This window comes from Allobosea sp. Root483D1 (assembly GCF_001429505.1).
GTDB lineage: Bacteria > Pseudomonadota > Alphaproteobacteria > Rhizobiales > Beijerinckiaceae > Allobosea.
Map to the genome: position 1 here is coordinate 652,313 of NZ_LMJW01000001.1, position 21,342 is coordinate 673,654.

Here is a 21,342-nt window from a genome sequence, read left to right on the forward strand (position 1 = left end):
GGGGTCATGCTCGGGCTTGACCCGAGCATCTCCGGCCGAATGAGGTGTTGATCGGTGTCTTCTGGTCCTGAGATTCTCGGCTCTGCGCTTCGCTCCGGCCGAGAATGACGCAAGCCCGCCGTTCCCTTTTCGTTCGGCAGCGCCTATCTCTGTCCTCCGATGGATGCGCCCTCGCCTCTTCCCCTCGCCTTCTCCGCCTGGTTCGCCAGCCGCGGCTGGAATGTGCGAGCGCACCAGCTCGCTCTGCTGGAGGAGGCCCGGGCCGGACGCTCGACCCTGCTGGTCGCGCCGACTGGCGCCGGCAAGACGCTCGCCGGCTTCCTGCCCTCGCTGGTCGAACTGACCCAGCGCGGCGGAAACCGCGATGGTCTGCACACGCTCTATGTCTCGCCGCTGAAGGCGCTCGCGGTCGATATCGCCCGCAATCTCGAGACGCCGATCCGCGAGATGGGGCTCAGCGTGAAGGTCGAGACCCGCACTGGCGATACCTCGCCGGCCAAGCGCGCCCGCCAGATCGAGCGCCCGCCCGACATCCTGCTGACGACGCCCGAGCAGCTCGCGCTGCTGGTCTCGCATCGTGATGCGAAACCATTCTTCGCGAATTTGCGCCGCGTCGTGCTCGACGAGCTGCACGCGCTCGTCACCTCCAAGCGCGGCGACTTGCTCTCGCTCGACCTCGCCCGGCTGCGTGGGCTGGCACCTGAGATGAGCGCGGTCGGCCTGTCGGCGACGGTGCGCGAGCCAGCCGACCTGCAGGCCTATCTCGGTGGCGCCGCCACGCCGTCGGGCCTCGTCACCGTCAAGGGCGGCGCGACGGCCGAGATCGGCATCATGCATACGAGCCGCCGGCTGCCGCTGGCGGGCCATGTCACCGCCCATGCCGTCGGCGACATCTACGCCGCGATCCAGCAGCACAAGCTGACGCTGGTCTTCGTCAATACCCGCATGCAGGCCGAGTTCATGTTCCAGGCGCTGTGGAGCGTGAACGAGGAGACGCTGCCGATCGCGCTGCATCACGGCTCGCTCGATGTCGGCCAGCGCCGCAAGGTCGAGGCGGCGATGGCGGCCGGCAAGCTGAAAGCCGTGGTCTGCACCGCAACGCTCGATCTCGGCATCGACTGGGGCGATGTCGACCTCGTCATCAATGTCGGTGCGCCCAAGGGCGCGAGCCGACTGATGCAGCGCATCGGCCGCTCCAATCACCGCATGGACGAGCCCTCGCAGGCGCTGCTGGTGCCGTCGAACCGTTTCGAGCTGCTTGAATGCCGCGCCGCGCTCGATGCGGTGGCGGAAGCGGCGCAGGACACGCCGCCCCCCCGCATCGGCGCGCTCGACGTCCTCGCCCAGCATGTGCTGGGGGTCGCCTGCTCCGACGGGTTCGAGCCCGACGCGCTCTATGAGGAGATCCTGACAGCCTCGCCCTATGCCGATCTCGACCGCGGGGATTTCGACGCGGTGGTCGATTTCGTCGCGACCGGCGGCTATGCGCTGAAGAGCTATGAGCGCTTCGCCAAGCTCCGGCAGAGCAAGGACGGGCTCTATCGCGCCAGCAATGCCCGCATCATCCAGCAATACCGGATGAATGTCGGCACCATCGTCGAAGCGACCATGCTCAAGGTCCGGCTCGGGCGCTCGCGGCCAGCCCGTCCCGGCGGCCAGAAGATGCTCAGCCGCGGCGGACGCATGCTCGGCGAATTGGAAGAATATTTCGCCGAGACGATGACACCCGGCGACACCTTCATCTTCGCCGGCGAGGTGCTGCGCTTCGAGGGCATCGTCGAGAACGAGGTGGTCTGCTCGCGCACCGCCGCCGGCACCGACTCGAAGATTCCCTCCTATGCCGGCGGCAAGTTCCCGCTCTCGACCTTCCTCGCCGCCCGCGTCCGCGCCATCCTGGCCTCGCCGAAGGAATGGACGAAGCTGCCGGACGAGGTCTCGTCCTGGCTGCATGCGCAGCGCCTGAAATCGCGCCTGCCGAAGCCGGGCGAGCTTCTGGTCGAGACCTTTCCGCGCGCAGGCCGCTTCTTCCTCGTCGCCTACCCGTTCGAGGGCCGCCTCGCCCACCAGACCCTCGGCATGCTGCTGACGCGCCGGCTGGAACGGGCACGATTGAAGCCGCTCGGCTTCGTCTGCAATGATTACGGCATCGCGGTGTGGACGCTTGGCGACATGGCCGCGGCGATCGCGCGCGGGGCGCTCTCGCTCGACGAGCTCTTTTCACAGGACATGCTTGGCGACGATCTCGAGGAATGGCTGGCGGAATCGGCGCTGATGAAACGGACCTTCCGCGCCTGCGCCGTGATCGGCGGGTTGATCGAGCGCCGTTTCCCCGGCCAGGAGAAGAGCGGCCGGCAGGTGACGATCTCGACCGATCTCGTCTACGACGTGCTGCGCCGGCATCAGCCCGACCATGTGCTGCTGCGCGCCGCACGTGCCGACGCCGCGACAGGCTTGCTCGACATCGGCCGCCTGGGTCAGATGCTGACACGGATCAGCGGGCGAATCGTGCATCAGCCGCTCGATCACGTCTCGCCGCTCTCGGTCTCGGTGATGCTTGAGATTGGACGCGAGGCGGTCCATGGCGAGGCGGCCGACGAAATCCTGGCGGAAGCCGAAGCGCAGATGCTCGAAGAGGCGATGGCGTGAACCTGGCGGCGAAGCAAGCGACAGAAGCGGCGTCCGAGGCTTTCATGCTCGGCCGGCTGGCGCTCGTGCCCGATCTGTCCGGTGCGCTCTACCTGCCGGACGAGCGCACGCTGGTCGTCGCCGACCTGCATCTGGAGAAGGGCTCGGCCTATGCGGCGCGCGGCGTGCTGCTGCCGCCCTATGATTCCGCTGCGACGCTGCGGCTGCTCGGCGCCGCGATCCTGCGCCATCAGCCCGCACGCGTGATCGCACTCGGCGATTCCTTCCATGACCGCGGCGCCGAAGCGCGGATCGACGAGAGCTGCCTTGCGACCCTGCGTGCCCATCAGGCCGGCCGCGACTGGCTCTGGATCAGCGGCAACCACGACCCTTCGATCTCGGCCGCGATGGGCGGCACGGTGCTGGACGAGCTCGAGCTGCGCGGCGTCAGGCTGCGACACGAGCCGAGCCCTGCCGGCGCACTGCCGGAGATCGCCGGCCATCTGCACCCCGCCGCCAAGGTCCGCATGCGCGGCCGGGCGCTGCGTCGGCGCTGCTTTGCGCTGTCACCAACGCGCTGCATCATGCCGGCGATGGGTGCCTATGCCGGCGGGCTCAATGTCCGCGACGCCGCCTTCCGGCCGCTCTTCGGCCTGGGCTTTTGCGCCCATCTCCTCGGCGACGGCCGGCTGTTCCGCATCGACCAGCGCCTGCTGTTGCCGGATTGAAGGCGAGCGGTTCAGCGAGGTAGAGCACACCATCGGGAATGGAGAGGTCGAGCGCCCTTCATTTTCAGATGCGGAGATATGTGCGTAACAGGTTGCGTCGACGCGGGGCTTGTGGCATCAGGACGCCGCTTCGGAACGGCGCGGCGCCTTTCAGGGTCCTCGATCGACCCGAAACGCCAGCACATGCACGGTCCTGCTGCGGTAGCTCAGTGGTAGAGCACTCCATTGGTAATGGAGAGGTCGAGAGTTCAATCCTCTCTCGCAGCACCAGCCTTCCGGCGATCGTCCCCTATTGTCAGAACACGTAGCCTTGGCAGGCACGCCGCCTCGTCGGGCCGCTTGAGGCCGGCTGCCCGCCCTGCGGTCGCAAGACGGCCCTCAGCCCAACTCGGCCTTGCTACGCCGCCGCGCGGCGGCCGGCTGCGAGCGCGACGGTCGCGATGAGCAGGGGCGCGAAGGACAGCCACAGCACCATGTCCCAGCCGAAGGCGGAGAGCAGCCCTCCCGAGAGGAAAGAGCCGATCGCCATCGTGCCGAACACCGCGAAATCGTTGAAGGACTGCACCCGCGCCTTCTCTTCCGGACGATGGCACTCCAGGACCATGGCCGAAGCGCCGACGAAGCCGAAATTCCAGCCCAGGCCGAGCAGGATCAGCGTCGCCCAGAAATGCGCGATGTCGATGCCGAACAGACCGACCATCGACGCAGCGCCGGTCAGGAACAGGCCGACCGCGACGACCTTCGCCGCGCCGAAACGCGTGATCAGATGCCCCGTCCAGAAGCTCGGGCCGTACATGGCGATGACGTGCCATTGCAGCCCGAGATTGGCGGATTCCTGGGACAGCCCGCAGAGCTTCATCGCCAGCGGCGCGGCGGTCATCAGGAAGTTCATCAAGAGGTAGGAGACGACCCCGCAGATCACCGCGAGGATGAAGCGGGGCTGGCGCACGATCACGCCAAGAGGGCGGCCGCCGCCTGCCTGTTCCGCAGCTGTCGGCATCGGCAGCTTGACGCCGAGCAGGATGAGCGCGGACAACGCCGCGACCGCTGCCTGGCCGATATAGGTCGCCGCGAAAAGATAGGGCGGCCACAGATTCATCGTATGAGTCACCAGTTGCGCACCGATGATCCCCGCGAAGACGCCGCCCGCCATCACCAACGACAAGGCGCGCGGGCGCCGCGCCGGCGCGGCGCAATCGGCGGCGGCGAAGCGGAAGGACAGGACGACCGCGGCATAGACGCCGGCGCAGAAGGTGGCGAAGCAGAACAGCCAGAACGAGGCGGCGAGCATCGCGAGACATGCCAGGAGCCCCGCCAGGACACCGCAGCCGGTGCCGAGCATGAACACCATGCGCCGGCCACGGCGCTGCGCGATGGCGCCGGCCGGGAGTGTACAGAGCGCCATGCCGACGACGAAGATGGAGACCGGCAGCGTCGCGAGGGCCTTGCTGGGCGCGAGCATGTCGCCGACGACCGCGCCCGTGGCGAAGACGACGGTGGCGTTGGCGCCGGCAAGCGCCTGACAGATCGCCAGGCGCAGGACATTGCTGCGCTCCCGGCGAAGCGAGCCCGCGGCTTCATTGTCCGGAAGAGTGGATATCGTGGTCATGCGGCGACCTGAGCTCTCCAGAGCGCCCCGTGGCGAAGGGCGGCGATGCAGCGGCCCACTCTCGGCGTGTGCGAGCAACGAACCGATTCCAGCGAGCGCGTCGGCCCTCGCCAGCCATCCGCTTCGCCTACCAGAAAGTCGGCTGACCTACTTTCGACGCTTTGCCAAAAAATATAGAATATCCGACAAACTGTGAGCGTCATGAGCTGGTCGATCATCACCGCGCCGCCGGATGCCCTGCCGCCACGCCCCCTGACGATGCGGGCCCAATCGATTCCGCCCCGGCATCATTTCCTCGAACACGCCCATGACTGGCACCAGCTGGTCTATGCGATCGATGGCGTGCTGACCGTCTCCACGATCGGGCAGACCTTCATCACCTCGCCGGACCAGGCGGCATGGCTGCCGACCGGGGTGCCGCATCGCGTCGGCTCGCTGCTCGGTGCGGAATTCCGGAGTCTTTGGATCGCGACCGAAGCCGGAAGCGGGCTTCCGCTTGCGCCGACGGTGCTGGCAGTGTCACCGCTGCTCAAGGCCCTGATCGTCGAAGCCGCGGCGATCGAGGGCCAGGACGACGGCGACGGCTATGACAGCCGGGTCGCCACCCTCATTCTCGATCAGTTGCGCCGGGCTCCTCCCCTGCCGACAGTCCTGCCATGGCCGCGCGATGGCCGCCTCGCAGCGCTCTGCGAGGCCTTGTATCTCGATCCGGCCGACGAACGCAGCGCGGATGACTGGGCCAGGGAACTCGGGCTGTCCGGCAGAACCTTGACCCGCCGGTTCGAGGCCGAGATCGGCGCTCCGCTGCGCTCATGGAAGCGCCGCCTGCGCTTGTTCCGAGCCATCGAGCTGCTCAGCGGCGGGATGTCGGTCACGCAGACCGCGATGGAGCTGGGCTACAGCTCGGCCTCGGCGTTCATCTTCGCGTTCAAGGCGGAGATGGGCGCCAGCCCCCATGCCTATGGCCACCAGCCCAGGCGCGGAAAGCCGGCGAGCCATTTTCCGGTGCACCCGGCCGCGGCAATCGCGCATACTCGGCGCGATCCAGAATCGTGATCCAGAAACTGCCCCCTTGGCAAGGCGACAATGGCGATACCAATGGCCGGCAAGCCGGACACAGCAGGGCTTCCAAGTCCGGCGTCAGGCGGCAAGCTCGGCATCGGCGACAAGCTCTACGATGCCCTGACCAGCGCGATCGTGACGGGGGAGATCGCTCCCGGCGAGAAACTGAGCGAGCCGGTGATCGCGCGCCGCTACGGCGTCAGCCGCGCCCCGGTCCGCGAGGCGATCCGCCGCCTGCAGGAGCGCGGGCTGGTCAGCTATGTCACCAATCAGGGCGCGCGCGTCGCCGAGCCCACCGCGGCCGAATTCCTGGCGCTGCTCGATGTGCGCGAGGCGACCGAGGGCATGGCCGCGCGGCTCGCGGCGGAGAGCATGAACGACGAGGAGATTGCGGCGCTGGAAGCGCTGGTCCAGGGACATCGCGGCGAGATCGAGCGCAACCCGACGGGCGCCTATCTGCAGGACGAGCCCGAAGCCGACTTCCACCGCCGGATCGCCAAGGGCAGCGGCAACCCCATCCTGGCGGAGCTGCTCTGCGAACAGTTCTATCCGCGGCTGAGGCTGTGCCGGCGGCTGCATTCGACCGTTCCCGGCCGTGGCCGCGAAGCCTGGCACGAGCATATCAGGATCACCGAGGCGATCAGCCATCGCGACGGCGAATTGGCCGAGATCCTGATGCGGCGCCATATCCGTGCCGCCCGCGCCGCGTTGCAGGCGGCGCTCACCAGCGCCGAGAGCGCCAGGCCGGCGGCGCGGCGGCGCGGCGGCCGGTCAGCCGGCTGAGGCGGGCTGCACCTCTGCCGACCCGGCGCGCCGGCGGCGCCAGGCGAGCAAAGGCGGCAGGGTGAGCAGCAGCGCGGCGATGGCGAGCAGCGAGGCGGAGATCGGCGTGCCGACCAGCACGCTCCAATCGTCCTGGCTGACGGCGAGCGCCCGCCGCAGCTGGATTTCAGCCTGTGGCCCGAGGATCAGGCCTATCAGTACGGGCGCGATCGGGAAATCATAGACGCGGGCGACATAGCCGATCAGCCCCAGCCCGCACATCAAGGCGAGATCGATCCACGAGGTCGACAGCCCCCAGACGCCGACCAGCGCGAAGACGACGATGCCGCCATAGATGTAGTGGCGCGGAATCAGCAGCAGCCTGACCCAGATGCCGACCAGCGGCAGGTTGAGGATGAGCAGGATCAGATTGCCGATATAGAGCGAGGCGATCAGGCCCCAGAGCAGATCGGGATTGGTCGCGAACAGCATCGGTCCGGGCTGCAGCCCATAGTTCTGGAAGGCGGCGAGCAGGACTGCCGCCGTCGCGGTCGAGGGCAGGCCGAGTGTCAGCAGCGGCACGAGGATGCCGGCGGCTGCGGCGTTGTTGGCGGCTTCGGGGCCCGCGACGCCTTCGATCGCGCCATGACCGAACTCCTCCGGATGCTTCGATAGGCGGCGTTCCAGCGCATATGACAGGAAGGTCGGGATCTCGGTGCCGCCGGCCGGCAGCGCACCAATCGGGAAGCCGATGACGCTGCCGCGCAACCATGGCTTCCAGGAGCGCGCCCAGTCCTGCCGCGTCATCCAGTGGCCGCCGGAAAGCGGATTGATCGCCGCCGGCGCCGAAGCAGGGCGGCTGGCGACATAGAGCGTCTCGCCGATGGCAAAGAGCGCGACCAGCACCACGGTGAAGGAGACGCCGTCGAGCAATTCGAGCATGCCGAAGACCATGCGCGTCTGGCCGGTCTGGGTGTCGATCCCGATCGTCCCGAGCGCCAGGCCGAAGAACAGCGCCGCAAAGCCCCGCACCAGCGAGCGCCCCATCACCACCGCGACCGAGGTGAAGGAGAGCACCATCAGCGCGAAATAGTCCTCGGGCCCGAAGACGAAGGCGAGCTCGGCGATAGCGGGCGCGAGGAAGGTGAGAGCGAGCGTGCCGATCGTTCCGGCGACGAAGGAGCCGATCGCCGCCGTCGCCAGTGCCGCGGCGCCGCGGCCCTTGCGCGCCATCCGGTTGCCTTCGATCGCGGTCATCACCGAACCGCTTTCGCCCGGCGTGTTGAGCAGGATCGAGGTCGTCGATCCGCCATAGAGCGCGCCGTAGAGGACGCCGGCGAACATGATGAAGGCCGAGGCCGGGTTGACCTGCGCCGTCACCGGCAGCAGCAGGGCGATGGTCAGGGCCGGCCCGATGCCGGGCAGGACGCCGACCGCAGTACCGAGCGCGCAGCCGATGAAGGCCCAGAACAGGTTCATCGGCTGGAGGGCGACCGCAAAGCCGCCGATGAGCTGGTTCAGGATATCCATCATCTCACCCGATCAGCGGCAGGAAGCCGCCGAGGCTGATCCCCAGGCGGGAGAAGCCGAACCAGGCAGTGCTGCCGAGCGCGAAGCCGATCGCCAGATCGAGGGCGCTGCGACGCGAGCCGAAGGCGTGGGTGACGAGAGCGAAGGCCAGCATCGCCGTGAGCGGGAAGCCGAGCCAGCGCATCGTCAGCAGCGGCACAGCCACGCCCGCCAGCGCCAGCAGGAAGGCGGAGCGGGAGGGCGGCGCCTCCGCCTCGTCATCGACGGCGCGGAAATCGCCACGCAGCGCCTGCAGGATCAGCAGGACGCCCAGAATCGTCAGGCCGAGGCCGACCGCGAGCACGATCGCCGCCGGCCCGAGGCCGATGTAATTGGTCGTCGAGGAGATGCCGCGCGCGCCGTTGAGCCAGAGCGCGCCCATGATCGCGAGCGCGAGCCCGAGCCACCAGGGCCTGGACTGCCGCCCCCGAGACTGCGTCTCTTCTGCGCCTGGCATGATCGCGCTCCCGAGCTGGTTGGACGGCGCGGCCTCTCGCCGCGCTGCCAGAAGGCTTATTTCAGGATGCCGACTTCCTTGAGCGCGCTCGTCCAGTTCGCTTCCTCCTCCTTGAGGAAGGCATTGAACTTGTCGCCGGGCAGATAGGCGTCCTCCCAACCCTGGGTCTTCAGGGTCTCCTTCCAGGCCGGCGTCTCATGCAGCTTGGCGAAGCGTTCGAGCCAGAGCTTCTTGGCGCCCTCGCTCATGCCGGGCGCGCCGACGAAACCGCGCCAGTTGCCGATCTCGACCGGGATGCCTGATTCCTTCAGCGTCGGCGCGTTGATGCCGTCGACGCGGGCCGGCCCGGAGACGGCGATGATCCGGATGCGTCCCGATTCCGCGAACTGCCGGAACTCGGAAGCGCCGGAGATCGCGGCCTTGATCTTGCCGCCGCCGAGCGCGGCCAAAATCTCGCCGCCCGAGAAGGAGACGAAGTTGATCTTGCTGACAGGCGCGCCGGCCTGCTTGGCGAGCAGCGCCAGCATGACGTGATCGGCGCCGCCGGCGGAGCCGCCGCCGACCGAGAGCGCGCTCGGATCGGCCTTGAGCGCGGCGATGAAATCCTGCGGCGTCTTGATCGGCGAGTTCGCGGGAACGGCGATGGCGTTGTACTCGTTGGTCAGGCGCAGCAGCGGCGTCGTATCGGCCAGCGACACCGGCGTCTTGTTGGTGATGACACCGCCAACCATGATCACGCCGGTCACCAGCAGGGCGTTGTCGTCGCCCTTCGCGGTGCGGACGAACTCGGCCAGGCCGATCGTGCCCGCCGCGCCCCCCTTGTTGGTGAAGGACGCGCCGTCCGTGAAGATCTTGCTCTGGGCGAAGGCCGCCATGGTATGACGGCCGGCACCGTCCCAGCCGCCGCCGGGATTGGCGGGGATCATCACCTTCGCCGGGTCGGCCGAGGCCGCTGCCACTCCCAACCCGAACACCAGCACACTCGTCATCGTCAGACGCTTCAGCATCGTTTCGTCCTCCCGTTGTCGGTTACGCCGCCTTGTCCGGTCGGTCGTTTCTTGCCGCGCCCTGCGCGGATGCCGGCGGCGAGAGCGCTCCGGCGGTCGTCGTCATCTGCCGCGCTCGCGCTGCGGCATGCCCTCGGGAATGATCGTCGCCACGATCGAGGCATCGAGCGCCTCGTAATCGGCGAGCCCGATCATCTGGTAGAGCTCAGCGCGCGTCTGCATCTCGTCGACCGCGGCGTGGGTGCCGCCATCGCGGGCCAGCGCCGCATAGAGCCGCTGCTGCGCCTTGTTGGCGACGCGCAGCGAGGAGACCGGCCAGATCACCATGCGATAGCCCATCGCCTCGAACTCGGAGGCGGTGAAGAAGGGCGTGCGGCCGAACTCTGTCATGTTGGCGAGCAGCGGCACGCCGGGCACGCGCCGGGCGAATTCGCGGAACATCTCGGCCGTGTTCAGCGCCTCCGGGAAGATCGCATCGGCTCCGGCCTCGAGATAGAGCCTGGCGCGAGCGACCGCCCCATCCATGCCCTCGCTCGCCGCCGCATCGGTGCGGGCAATCACATAGAGGTGCCGGCGCGCCTTGGCGGCGGCGGCGACCTTGGCCGCCATGTCATGGGCATCGGCGAGCTTCTTGTCGTTGAGATGGCCGCATTTCTTCGGCAGCAGCTGGTCCTCGATATGGACGGCACCGGCACCGGCCTCCTCGAAGACGCGGACCATGTGCATGACGTTGAGCGCCTCGCCATAGCCGGTGTCGCCGTCGACCAGCAGCGGCAGGCCGCTGGAGCGGGCGATCTGGCGGATGAAGAAGGCGACCTCGTCGACGGTGATGATGCCGAGATCGGGCAGGCCCATCGATGCCGTCATCGCCGCGCCGGAAAGATACAGGCCCTCGAAGCCGGCCGCCTTGGCCTGGAGCGCGGCCATGCCGTTATGGGCGCCGGGCAGGCGCAGGATGCCGCCACGCTCGACCAGCGCCCGGAAGCGCTGGCCGGCCGGCTCGGAAGGCTGTTCGGAGGCGACGAGATAGGGCATGGGCACTCAGCTGCAGTAGAGATCGACGTAGTCGTGGACCGGCATCGCCTCGAGCGTCGCCTGGTCCAGGGAGACGTCGAGAATCAGGCGCTGGCGCTTCTCGACGAAACGGCGGGCGAGATTGGTGCGGAACTTCGCCTCGAGCAGCGGGATGCCGTCGGCCCGGCGGCGCTTGTGGCCGATCGGGTACTCGACCACGAGCTCGGGCAGGACCGTGCCGTCCTTCAAGGTGACCGTCATGCCGTTGGCGATCGAGCGCTTGTCCGGGTCGTGGTAATCGCGCGTGAAGGCGGGGTCCTCGACGCATTCGATCTTGTCGCGCAGCACATCGATCCGCGGATCGGCGGCGACGTCGTCCTCGTAGTCTGCGGCAGTGAGACGGCCGAAGATCAGCGGCACGGCGACCATGTACTGGATGGTGTGATCGCGATCGGCAGGATTGTGCAGCGGGCCGCGCTTGTCGATGATGCGGATGCAGGCCTCGTGCGTCCTGATCCTGATCGAGGCGATATCGTCGCTGCTGCGCCCCAGCTCATGCAGGCGCTGATGCAGGCTCATCGCCGCCTCGACCGCGGTCTGCGAATGGAACTCGGCCGGGTAGGCGATCTTGAACAGCACGTGCTCCATCACATAGGAGCCATAGGGGCGCTGGAACTTGAAGCTCTGGCCACGGAACGAGGCGTCGTAGAAGCCCCAGGTCTTGGCCGTCAGCGCCGACGGGTAGCCCATCTCGCCGGTCGCGGCGATCAAAGCGAGCTTCACGGCCCGGCTGGTGGCGTCGCCCGCCGCCCAGCTCTTGCGCGAGCCGGCATTGGGCGCATGCCGATAGGTCCTGAGCGCCTGGCCGTCGACGAAGGCGAGCGAGAGCGCATTGACGATCTCGTCGCGATCGAGCCCCAGCATTCCGGCCACGACGGCAGTCGAGGCGATCTTGACCAGGACGACGTGGTCGATGCCGACCTTGTTGAAGGCATTCTCCAGCGCCAGGCAGCCCTGGATTTCGTGCGCCTTGATCATCGCCGTCAGCACGTCGCGCATCGTCAGCGGCGGCCGGCCGGCCGCAACCGCGGTCCGCGACAGCCAATCGGCCACGGCGAGGATGCCGCCGAGATTGTCGGATGGATGGCCCCATTCGGCCGCCAGCCAGCAATCGTTGAAATCGAGCCAGCGGATCATCGTGCCGAGGTTGAAGGCGGCCTGGACCGGATCGAGCTGATAGGGCGTCCCGGGCACGCGCGCGCCGTTCGGAACCACGGTGCCGGGCACCACCGGACCGAGCAGCTTGGTACAAGCCGGATACTCCAGCGCCTCCAGCCCGCAGCCGAGCGTGTCGATCAGGCAGTTGCGCGCGGTCTCGTAAGCGAGCGCGCTGTCGACGCGATAGCCGAGCACATAGTCGGCGATGTCGACGAGGACGCCATCCGGAGCCGGCCGGTCGTTGTTGTTGAAGCTCGCCATCGTCCGGCCATTCCTCGCATTGCGCCGCTCGCTTCCCGCGTTCGGCATTTATTGTCGACATAAATTGCATCTGACTCGGTGTTTGACAAGCGCGGCGAGATCATTAATCTAAAAATTGTCGACAATAACTTGAGCCGGGTCGCATCCCCGGCTTCGGCGCGCACCCGGCACAACGGGTGGCGACGACAAGAACAAGAGCTGGAGGAACGTCATGAGGACATCGATCGCCATCTGCTGCGCCGTCATGCTGTCGGCAGCTGCGCACGCACAGGATTTCAAGCCCCAGAATCCCGAATGCATCGCGCCGGCAGCGCCGGGCGGAGGCTTCGACCTCACCTGCCGGCTGACCAGCCGCGTGCTGAACGAGACCGGGCTCGTCGGCCCCTCGATCCGCACTACCAACATGCCGGGCGGTATCGGCGCGGTCGCCTACAACGCCATCCAGGCGCAGCGCTCGGCCGATGCGAACGTCATCGTCGCGGTCTCGACCGGCTCCTGGGTCAATCTCGCCCAGGGCAAGTTCGGCCGCTTCAGCGAATCCGACGTGCGCTGGCTCGGCGCGATCGGCGCCGATTATGGCGTGCTCGCGGTGCGCAAGGACAGCCGGTTCAGGTCGCTCGCCGATGTCGTCGAGGCGCTGAAGAAGGACCCCGCTTCGGTCAAGGTCGGAGCAGGCGGCACGGTCGGCAGCCAGGACTGGATGAAGCCGGCACTCGTCCTGAAGGCTGCCGGCGTCGATCCGCGCAAGATGCGCTACCTGTCCTATGAGGGCGGCGGCGAGGCGATGGGCGCCCTGATCGGGGGCCATATCGACCTCTTCCCCGGCGATGCCTCGGAGGTGCGCGGCCAGCTTGAGGCCGGCGAGATCCGGCTGCTCGCGACCTTCTCCGACAAGCGCCTGCCTGGCGCCTTCGCGCAGGCGCCGACCGCCAAGGAGCAGGGCTACGACGTGCAGTGGCCGATCGTGCGCGGCTTCTATGCGCCGCCGAAGGCGCCGGAAGCGTCCTATGCCTACTGGACCGGCGTCCTCAGCAAGCTCAATGCCGATCCGCGCTGGCACAAGGCCCGCACCGAGCAGGGACTGTTCGAGTTCGACATGGTCGGGCCGGCCTTCGATGCCTTCGCCAAGAAGCGGACGGCCGATTTCCGCTCGCTGGCGGCCGAAGTCGGCCTCGCCAAGTAGCTCGCCTTGCCAGGGAAGCGGAGGCAATGACGCCATGATCGACCGTCTGGTCGGATTGATCTGCATCCTGCTCGGAAGCGGGGCGATCTGGCACGCGCAGACACTGCACGTGCCGTTCGCCGCCGATCCGGTCGGCCCGCGGCTCTTCCCCACGATCATCGGCGCCATCCTGGCGCTCGGCGGCTGTGCTCTCGTCGCCCGCCCCGGCCGGGTGGAACTGGAGTTCGGCACCTGGCCGCGCGCGCTCGCGGTGCTTGTCGCCAGCCTGATCTATCCGCTCCTGCTCCTGCCGCTCGGCTTCATCCTCGCCACCGCGCTGCTGTGCTTTGCAGGGTCGCTGGCCTTCCACGCCCGGCCTTTGCCAGCGGCCGTGTCCGCAGTGGCGACGGCCGTTGTCTTCTTCGTGCTGCTCGACACAGTGCTCGACCTGCCACTGCCGCGCGGGCCGCTGGGGATCTAGATGGACGCGTTTTCCGCCCTTCTGACCGGGTTCCAGGTCGCGCTGACACCGCTCAATCTGGCGGTCGCCTTCGCCGGCGTCGCGCTCGGCACGGCGATCGGCGCCTTGCCGGGCATCGGGCCGATCAATGCGGTGGCGCTGCTGCTGCCGCTCTGCTTCGCCCTGAAGCTGCCACCGGAGACGGCGCTGATCCTGCTCGCCGGACTTTACTACGGCAGCGGCTATGGCGGGCGGATTTCCTCGATCCTGCTCAACATCCCCGGCGATCCCGGGCTGGTGATGACGACGCTCGACGGCTATCCGCTCGCCAAGTCCGGACGCGGCGCGGCGGCGCTGGCGATCAGCGGCATCGGCAGCTTCGTCGGCGGCACCAGCGCCGTCATCCTGATGACCTTCCTCGCCGTGCCGCTGGCGCGCCTGGCGATGTCGTTCGGTCCGGCCGACTACGTGGCGCTGATGGTGCTGTCCTTCGCCCTGCTCGGCACGATGAGCGAGGGCAAGGCGGTGAAGACCTGGATCGCCGTCGCGCTCGGCCTGTTGCTCGCCATGGTCGGCATCGACGGCGGCAGTGGCGTCGAGCGCTTCACCTTCGGCTCGCTGGAGCTACTCGGCGGCATCGACTTCACCAGCCTGACCATCGGGCTTTTCGCCGTCGCCGAGATCCTCGTCCTGGCGGAGGGGATGATCAGCGGCGTGGTCTCGCGCACGGGTGACGGAGCGCGGCTGACGCTGAAGGAGATCGTCTTCTGCCTGCCGGCGATGCTGCGTGCGACCGGCCTTGGATTCTTTCTCGGCGTATTGCCCGGCACTGGCGCCTCGGTTGCCTCGGCCATGGCCTACACCGCCGAGAAACGCATCTCCGACAAGGGCACGTTCGGCAAGGGCGACATGCGCGGCCTCGCCGCGCCGGAAACCGCCGACAACGCGGCGCAGACAGGCTCGATGGTGCCGATGCTGGCGCTGGGCATTCCCGGCTCGGGCACGACGGCGGTGATGCTCGGCGCCTTCATGATGTACTCGATCACGCCCGGCCCGCTGCTGTTCACGCAGCGGCCGGAGGTCGCCTGGGGCCTGATCGCCTCGATGTATATTGGCAACCTGATGCTGCTGGTGCTCAACCTGCCGCTGGTCGGGCTGTTCGCCCGGCTGCTCTTGGTGCCGGCCTGGATCCTCTATCCCGGCATCCTCGCTTTGTCCTATGCCGGCGTCTATGCCGTCTCGAACTCCCCCTTCGAGCTCCTGATCACGACCGCGATCGGTATCCTGGCCTATCTCATGCGCAAGGTCGGCATCCCACTGATCCCATTGATGCTGGCATTCGTGCTCGCCCGGCTGCTGGAGGATAATTTCCGGCGCGCGCTCTCCCTGTCGGATGGCGGCTACGAGATCCTGTTCTCGACGCCGACGAGCATCATCCTCTGGATTCTGGCCCTGCTCGCCATAGGTTGGCCGCTGGTCAGGCAAATGCAGGGAGCCCGCGCTCCGGCGCCCGGAGAAGCTTGAATCTCCCCCCGCCCCGGCCGATCGGCGAGAGGCCTCAGCCCTTGCTTGCCGTCAGCACGAACATCGGCACGTCGCCGGGATAGGGCGAGGCCGGGAACAGATGCTGCCAGCTGCGCGCCAGCCCGAACCCGGCGTCGCTCAGCATCAGCCGCGCCTCATCCTCCGTCAGCCCGTCATGACGCGGCAGGCTGGCGGCAAGCGCGCCGGGATAGGTCGAGCGATACTGCGCCGCGACAGACCAGAGCCCGTCCGAGACGAGCACCAGCCCGCCCGCGCGCAGGAGGAGATAAGCCTTGCGCAGCGCCGCCATCGGTTCTGGAAGGGTCCAGAGGACATTGCGCAGCGTCGCGATGTCGGCGGAACCCGGCGCGAACGAGACCTCCTCGATCAGGGCATGTTCGAAGGTGACGTCGAGCCCTGATGCCTCGGCCGCCCACCGGGCCGCGGCGAGCATCCCCTCGGAACCGTCGCAGGCGCGGACACGATGCCCGAGCGAGGCGGCAATGAGCGCACAGGCGCCGGTGCCGGTGCCGAGATCGACGACGTCCTTCGCCTCCTGCGCCTCGAAGGCTGCGGCAAGGACATCGCGCCAGAGCGAGGCCTGCGCGACATGGGAGGCGACGCCATCGAAAGCCGGCGCGCGCCGGGTCCAGTAATCGGAAACCTGGGTCTGCGCCTCGGCCGCTTTCATGACTGCCTCCGTTCGGCTTCGATCAGGTATTCGATGTGCCGGCGCCCCGACGCTCCCGTGCGGATCGAGACCGCGACGCCGAAGATGCGCTGGATCGCCTCGGCGGTGAGGACCTCGTCCGGCGGCCCCGCCGCCTGCAACCGCCCCTCGTGCAGCAGTGCGATCTCGTCGCAGAACATGGCGGCGAGGTTGAGATCGTGCAGCGCCATGATGCAGGTGATGCCGAGGCGGCGGACCAGGCCCAGGATCGAGAGCTGGTGCTGGATATCGAGGTGGTTGGTCGGCTCGTCGAGGATGAGCTCGCTCGGCTGCTGCGCGAGCGCGCGCGCGATGTGGACGCGCTGGCGCTCTCCCCCTGAGAGCGTGTGCCAGAACTGGTCGTGCCGCTCCGTGAGTCCGACCCGTGCCAGCGCCTCGTTCACCGCCGCCTCGTCGGCATCGTTCCACGATGCCAGCGCGGCGCGATGCGGCGTGCGTCCCAAGCGAACGACGTCGCAGACGGAGAGCTGGATCTCGGTGGTCGCCTGCTGCTCGACGAAGGCGAGCCGACGGGCGAGCTCGCGCCGGGACACGGCGGCGATGTCGCGCCCGTCGAGCATGACGACGCCGCTCGCGACATTGCGCAAACGGCAGAGCAGCCGCAGCAGGCTCGACTTGCCCGAGCCGTTCGGGCCGATCAGGCCGAGCACCCGGCCCGGAGCCGCCTGCAGCGTCACCCCGTCGACGATCATCCGGCCGCCGGCGCCCCAGCGCACCTCGCGGGCTGCGAGCGTCATGTCGCTCGCCTCGCGCGGTAGAGGATCAGCGCGAAGACCGGCGCCCCGAACAGCGCGGTCACCACGCCGATCGGCAGGATCTGCTGCGGGATCAGGATACGCGACAGGATGTCGGCGAGGATCATGAAGATCGCGCCAATGACCAGGCAGGCCGGCAGCAGGCGCGCATGGCCGGAGCCGACGAGGAAACGGGCGGCATGGGGAATGATCAACCCGACGAAGCCGACCGTGCCGACGATCGAGACCATCACCGCTGTCATCACGGCAGTGGTGGCGAACAGCACGACCTTCACCCTGATAACCGCGACCCCGAGCGAGGCGGCGGCATCGACGCCGAAGGCGAAGGCATCGAGCACCTTGGCGTGCAGCATGCAGATGGCGAAGCCGATCAAGGCGACCGGCGCGGCGATCCAGAGATCGGGCCAGCGCACGCCGCCGAAATTGCCGAGCAGCCAGAACATCACGCCGCGCGCCTGCTCAGCGCTGGCCAATGTCGTGACGATCGTCGCGGTCGCCGCATTGAAGAGCTGCGAGGTCGCGACGCCGGCGAGAATGACGCGGTCGCTCGCCCCGCCTGCCCCGGTCGCCAAGAGCGCGACGACGGCGAGCGCAGCGCAGGAGCCGATGAAGGCGCCGGCGGAAACCGTCAGCGCCGTGCCGCCGATGCCGACGCCAAGGATCAGCACCGCGACGGCACCAGTCGAGGCGCCGGCGGAGATGCCGAGGACGTAAGGCTCCGCCAGCGGGTTGCGCAGCAGCGCCTGCAGGATCGCGCCCGAAAGCGCCAGCGCACCACCGCACAAGCCGGCCATCAGCGCCCGGCTCAGGCGATAGTCGAAGATCACGCCCTGCTGGATCGCGCTCACCGGGAAACCAAGATCAAACAGCCCGTTGCCGAGCGCCCGCAGCGCGGTGTCGATCGGGATGCGCATCTCGCCGATCGTCACCGCCAGCGCCACCGAGAAGGTGAGCGCCAGCAGGGACGCCAGCGCGATGACGATCCGGGCCGGCCAGTCGGGACCGTGGACGGCGTGGCTCAAGGAGACAGGCCGAAACCGGAGATCGCCTTGGCGAGCGTCTCGATGCCGTCGACCGTGTCGAGCCCGGCGCGGGTGGCGCCGACATCCAGGATGACGACGCGGCTGTTCTTCACCGCATCGAGCTTGCTGGCGACGGGATCGGTCTTCAGGAAGTCGAGCTTCTTCTCGATGTCATCGGCGGGAAAGCGGCGGCGGTCCATCTTCACCGTGACGATCACCGCGGGATTGGCGGCGGCGATGCTCTCCCAACCGACCAGCGGCCATTCCTCATTGGTGCTGATGATGTTGCGCGCGCCGAGCTTCGACAGGATGTAGGCGGGCACGCCGTTCTTGCCGGCCATGAAGCCGTCGCCCTTGATATCCTTGCTGGAGAACCAGACGACGACCGGCACGTCCCTGGCCTTGAGGCTGGCGACAGCCGCGACAGCCTTATCCTCGCGCGCCTTCAGCTCGGCGACGAGCGTCTCGGCCTTGTCGGCAACGTCGAAGATCTGCCCGAACTCGCGGATGTTGCGATAGACCAGCTCCATCGTGAACATCTGGGTGCGGACGCCGTCGCCGGCGCCGGAATTGTCCTTGCCGACGCAATCGGTCGGCGAGACATAGGTCGGCACCTTGACCTTGGCGAACTGGTCGCGCTTGCCGACGATGCCGTTCGGCCCGACATGCCATTCGAACATCGCGGTGACGAGGTCGGGCTCCTGGGCGAGCACCGCCTCGAAACTCGGGTCATTGTCGGCGAGGCGCTTCGCCTTGGCGTTGACGGCTTCATAGGGCTTGGCGACGGGCGAGAACCAGACGGCCGTGCCGACGACGCGATCACCGAGGCCGAGTGCGTAGAGAATCTCCGTCTGCGTCTGGCCGATCGCGACGACGCGTTTTGGCGCCGCCGTGAAGGTCACGCTCTCGCGGCAGTTCTCCAGCGTCAGCGGATATTGCGTCGGTGCGGCTTGGGCAGCCCCCGCGGCCAAAGTGCCGAGCAACGCCGCGACAGGCCATCGCAGCAGGCGGGTGAGATGACGCGTAGCCGGCACGGCGGAAGCCTCAAATGTAACAATGTTGCATTTCTGATAGGATGGACGGCGCGCAGCCGTCAAGCTCTGCGCGGCAGCGCGGGCGGCGGTCTTCATAAACATGGATTTCATCGCTCCCCGAGATGACGGGCGGGAAGCTGCGCAGGGGCGTGAATGGATGGAGGGCATGGCCGCCATCGACACACACCTCCGGAACACCCCGTCCGAAAGACGTCTTCGACGATCGGGGCAGGTCTCCTGGCTCGCGGGTCGACGCCGGTTCCGCCCGGCCTTCCCGGCGCAACGCGCCAGTGGACGATGGACGGAGAGCTCGCCGCTTACAGTTGCGGGGGCAGCCTCGGCTTCGGCCATAGATCGCCATGTGCCCTATCGGACGCAGTGCGGCGATCTATCTCTTTTGTCGAAGCATCGGATTCACCCGAAAAGTGGATTCCACTTTTCGGTCCGATGCCCCAGCGCCTCACCGAATTCCCTCTTAGCTCCGGGAGCAACCCGGAGAACCTCGATCGCGGCCACCCTATAAGGCCGGGCAGCGCGGTCAAGCCTATACAGGCTCAGGACAGCCAGCCGGGCAGGCCTGCGGGGGCGGCCCCCGTCAGGGCGGCCTCGATGCAGTCGTCAAGCGTCCCCAGCCTGACGGTGCAACCGGAGAGCCCCGGCCCGTAATGGGCATATTTTCCGGAGTTGGTCAGGACCACCTTCGCCCGCTCCGGGAAGACCGGGCGGGTGATCGAGCACCAGCAGAGATCGGGAATGACCTCGACGCCGCTGCGCCGAAGCCTCGCCATCGTGCCATCGGCCTGCGCTGCGCCGACGACCTCCCGTCCGGCCGTGATGATGACGGAAAGCGTCGCAGCGACGGGCCGACCGTCGAGCCGCTCGGCCAGTGCCCGACATTCGTCGAGCGAGGCGTGCGGGCTGCCGATCGCGACGAGATCGACTTGCGACGGCCCTTCGCTGAGCTTGCGCCAGCCGGCGGCGAGGTCGTCGCGCGTGATGACGACGTCGTCCTCGGGGGAGCCACCGAGGCCCCCAGCCTCCGGCGTGATGCCTTCGACATGCAGCATGGCCGCGGCGGAGGTCGTGCCGAAGGCGGCGCAGAGCGCCTTGAGATCGTCCCGCGTCGGCCTGGTCTTCGCAAGGCCCGTGATCAGCGGGATCCGGTCGGGCGAGGCGAGGCCCACGAGATAGCCGATCAGGGGCCAGGCCGAAGAGTCCGCGCCCTCCGGCAGCTCGATCCGGACCGTACGGCGCGCCCGCCTGCCCTCGTCGAGGAAGGCTCCAGCGAGCGGCGCGCGGCCGGTGACGGCGATACAGAAATCCAGGAAATCCGGATGCTTGGCGGTCCGGGCGCCGAGTACGGAGTTGGCGAAGATCACCGCGTTCGATTCAGACCAGCCGATCGCCTCGCCGAAACCCGGCGGATCGGGCAGCGCATAGGGCGCGCAGGTGAAGCTCGCCTGGCAGCCCATGCGGACATAGGCGTCGGCAAGGCGCGCAGCAGGCTCGCCGAACGCTGGTGCGACGCCCTGGCGGCGCCAGTTGGCGTGATCGACCGAGATCGCATTCATCGTCGTCGGGATGCGAACGCGTGCGCCGAGCGCCTCCATCTTCTCGGCGAAGACGAGGTTCGCCGGGCCGGCATAGATGCAGCCGTCGACATGCGCCCGCGTCACGTCGATGAGCGTCCGAGCACCTTGCTGGCTCGCCATGGCGATGAGGATACGCATGGCCTGCTGCGCGGCGATCCCTTCGCCGCCGCCGAGCATGCGGTGGTCGGCGGCGGACAGCTGCAATTCGCCATGGGCTGCCGCGGCAAGCGGCATCCGGACGCGCCCGCCATCGGCCGATAGGCCGTCCGGCGCGAGTGTCGCGTGCTTCGCCGAGGCCAGGGCGGCGAAGCCCCCCGCGGAGAGACGGATGACCGGGATGCGGCGCCCGAACATCTCCGAGGCGACGATCGCTCCGAGCGTCAGCGTATCCTCGGGACCGGCGAAGATCAGGGCGGCGGGATTGCGGCCGGAAAGCGCGAGTTCCAGCAGCACGCCAGAGCCGGAGCAGGAGCCTCGGCTGGTCGACATCAGCACGACCGCGCCGGCAAGCGAGGCGCCATGGGCGGGATGGTGCACGTCGATCACCGTGCCCGTGGCGGGATCGATGCCGCCCCAGAAGCTCAAGGGCTCGTCGAGGACGACGATCGGCCCGGCGGCGGCCCCGGGGGCGACGATAATGCCGTGGTCCTGTCCCGAGGTGGAGTTCATGGCGCTGATCGACGAAGCCAAATGCGGAACGGGGCGGAGCGCGAAGCCCCTCCCCGCGCAGGTGATATCATCGAATGACAGG

At 68.1% G+C, this 21,342-nt stretch carries 18 protein-coding genes, 1 tRNA gene and 1 riboswitch; of the genes, 8 read left to right on the top strand and 11 right to left on the bottom strand.

The genetic code is table 11. The features are described 5' to 3' along the window. The first annotated feature begins 159 nt into the window (after window positions 1–159). From ASE66_RS03110 to ASE66_RS03120, 3 genes are all read left to right on the top strand, one after another. Window positions 160–2,646, top strand: a complete 2,487-nt coding sequence (locus ASE66_RS03110) for a ligase-associated DNA damage response DEXH box helicase (RefSeq protein WP_057188083.1) — start codon at window positions 160–162, stop codon at window positions 2,644–2,646. Window positions 2,647–2,648: 2 nt separating this feature from the next. Further along, entirely contained in the window at window positions 2,649–3,353 is a 705-nt protein-coding gene (gene pdeM / locus ASE66_RS03115; protein ID WP_413814245.1) for a ligase-associated DNA damage response endonuclease PdeM, read from the top strand. 195 nt (window positions 3,354–3,548) lie between these two features. Further along, a tRNA-Thr gene (locus ASE66_RS03120) sits at window positions 3,549–3,623 on the top strand. Between the two features lie 127 nt (window positions 3,624–3,750). Here the strand turns inward: ASE66_RS03120 and ASE66_RS03125 are convergent. Further along, window positions 3,751–4,962 carry an MFS transporter gene (locus ASE66_RS03125; protein ID WP_057188084.1) on the bottom strand — a complete coding sequence of 404 codons (1,212 nt, stop codon included), beginning with the start codon at window positions 4,960–4,962 and terminating at the stop codon, window positions 3,751–3,753. 201 nt (window positions 4,963–5,163) lie between these two features. Between ASE66_RS03125 and ASE66_RS03130 the strand changes: the two genes are divergently transcribed. After that, entirely contained in the window at window positions 5,164–6,018 is an 855-nt protein-coding gene (locus ASE66_RS03130) for an AraC family transcriptional regulator (RefSeq protein WP_057188085.1), read from the top strand. 42 nt (window positions 6,019–6,060) lie between these two features. Continuing rightward, window positions 6,061–6,807, top strand: coding sequence for a GntR family transcriptional regulator (locus ASE66_RS03135; protein WP_082613156.1), 747 nt, complete (start codon window positions 6,061–6,063; stop codon window positions 6,805–6,807). Here the strand turns inward: ASE66_RS03135 and ASE66_RS03140 are convergent. The 5 genes from ASE66_RS03140 to ASE66_RS03160 all read right to left on the bottom strand — a co-directional run bounded on the left by ASE66_RS03140 (window position 6,796) and on the right by ASE66_RS03160 (window position 12,312). Further along, entirely contained in the window at window positions 6,796–8,316 is a 1,521-nt protein-coding gene (locus tag ASE66_RS03140) for a tripartite tricarboxylate transporter permease (RefSeq protein WP_057188673.1), read from the bottom strand. The genes ASE66_RS03135 and ASE66_RS03140 overlap by 12 nt on opposite strands. A 4-nt stretch (window positions 8,317–8,320) precedes the next feature. Then, window positions 8,321–8,812 carry a tripartite tricarboxylate transporter TctB family protein gene (locus ASE66_RS03145; RefSeq protein ID WP_057188086.1) on the bottom strand — a complete coding sequence of 164 codons (492 nt, stop codon included), beginning with the start codon at window positions 8,810–8,812 and terminating at the stop codon, window positions 8,321–8,323. Between the two features lie 56 nt (window positions 8,813–8,868). Beyond that, the gene (locus ASE66_RS03150) at window positions 8,869–9,819 is read right to left on the bottom strand and encodes a Bug family tripartite tricarboxylate transporter substrate binding protein (protein WP_057188087.1); all 951 of its coding nucleotides are present in this window, start codon (window positions 9,817–9,819) and stop codon (window positions 8,869–8,871) included. Window positions 9,820–9,921: 102 nt separating this feature from the next. Continuing rightward, the gene (prpB, locus tag ASE66_RS03155) at window positions 9,922–10,854 is read right to left on the bottom strand and encodes a methylisocitrate lyase (protein WP_057188088.1); all 933 of its coding nucleotides are present in this window, start codon (window positions 10,852–10,854) and stop codon (window positions 9,922–9,924) included. 6 nt (window positions 10,855–10,860) lie between these two features. Continuing rightward, window positions 10,861–12,312, bottom strand: a complete 1,452-nt coding sequence (locus ASE66_RS03160) for a bifunctional 2-methylcitrate dehydratase/aconitate hydratase (protein WP_057188089.1) — start codon at window positions 12,310–12,312, stop codon at window positions 10,861–10,863. A gap of 211 nt (window positions 12,313–12,523) precedes the next feature. On the opposite strand from ASE66_RS03160, the gene ASE66_RS03165 reads away from it, so the two are divergent. From ASE66_RS03165 to ASE66_RS03175, 3 genes are read left to right on the top strand one after another with little or no spacing between them, the layout of a single operon-like run. Next, entirely contained in the window at window positions 12,524–13,495 is a 972-nt protein-coding gene (locus ASE66_RS03165; protein WP_057188090.1) for a Bug family tripartite tricarboxylate transporter substrate binding protein, read from the top strand. 34 nt (window positions 13,496–13,529) lie between these two features. Continuing rightward, the gene (locus ASE66_RS03170; protein ID WP_057188091.1) at window positions 13,530–13,955 is read left to right on the top strand and encodes a tripartite tricarboxylate transporter TctB family protein; all 426 of its coding nucleotides are present in this window, start codon (window positions 13,530–13,532) and stop codon (window positions 13,953–13,955) included. Next, on the top strand, window positions 13,956–15,458 hold the full coding sequence (locus ASE66_RS03175; protein ID WP_057188092.1) for a tripartite tricarboxylate transporter permease: 1,503 nt from the start codon (window positions 13,956–13,958) through the stop codon (window positions 15,456–15,458). It abuts the gene before it with no gap. Between the two features lie 34 nt (window positions 15,459–15,492). Here the strand turns inward: ASE66_RS03175 and ASE66_RS03180 are convergent, their stop codons facing one another. The 5 genes from ASE66_RS03180 to ASE66_RS03200 form a co-directional block, all read right to left on the bottom strand. Then, window positions 15,493–16,149 carry a class I SAM-dependent methyltransferase gene (locus ASE66_RS03180; RefSeq protein ID WP_057188093.1) on the bottom strand — a complete coding sequence of 219 codons (657 nt, stop codon included), beginning with the start codon at window positions 16,147–16,149 and terminating at the stop codon, window positions 15,493–15,495. Beyond that, on the bottom strand, window positions 16,146–16,925 hold the full coding sequence (locus ASE66_RS03185) for an ABC transporter ATP-binding protein (protein WP_057188094.1): 780 nt from the start codon (window positions 16,923–16,925) through the stop codon (window positions 16,146–16,148). Before ASE66_RS03185 ends, ASE66_RS03180 begins: the two co-directional genes overlap by 4 nt. After that, a complete protein-coding gene (locus tag ASE66_RS03190) occupies window positions 16,922–17,965 on the bottom strand; it encodes a FecCD family ABC transporter permease (protein WP_057188095.1) in 1,044 nt (347 codons plus the stop codon). The genes ASE66_RS03185 and ASE66_RS03190 overlap by 4 nt, the downstream gene beginning before the upstream one ends. Then, window positions 17,962–18,969, bottom strand: a complete 1,008-nt coding sequence (locus tag ASE66_RS03195; protein WP_057188674.1) for an ABC transporter substrate-binding protein — start codon at window positions 18,967–18,969, stop codon at window positions 17,962–17,964. Before ASE66_RS03195 ends, ASE66_RS03190 begins: the two co-directional genes overlap by 4 nt. Window positions 18,970–19,208: 239 nt before the next feature. Beyond that, window positions 19,209–19,519: riboswitch (cobalamin riboswitch) on the bottom strand. 34 nt (window positions 19,520–19,553) lie between these two features. After that, on the bottom strand, window positions 19,554–21,260 hold the full coding sequence (locus ASE66_RS03200) for an aconitase X (RefSeq protein WP_057188096.1): 1,707 nt from the start codon (window positions 21,258–21,260) through the stop codon (window positions 19,554–19,556). Window positions 21,261–21,342 lie beyond the last annotated feature (82 nt).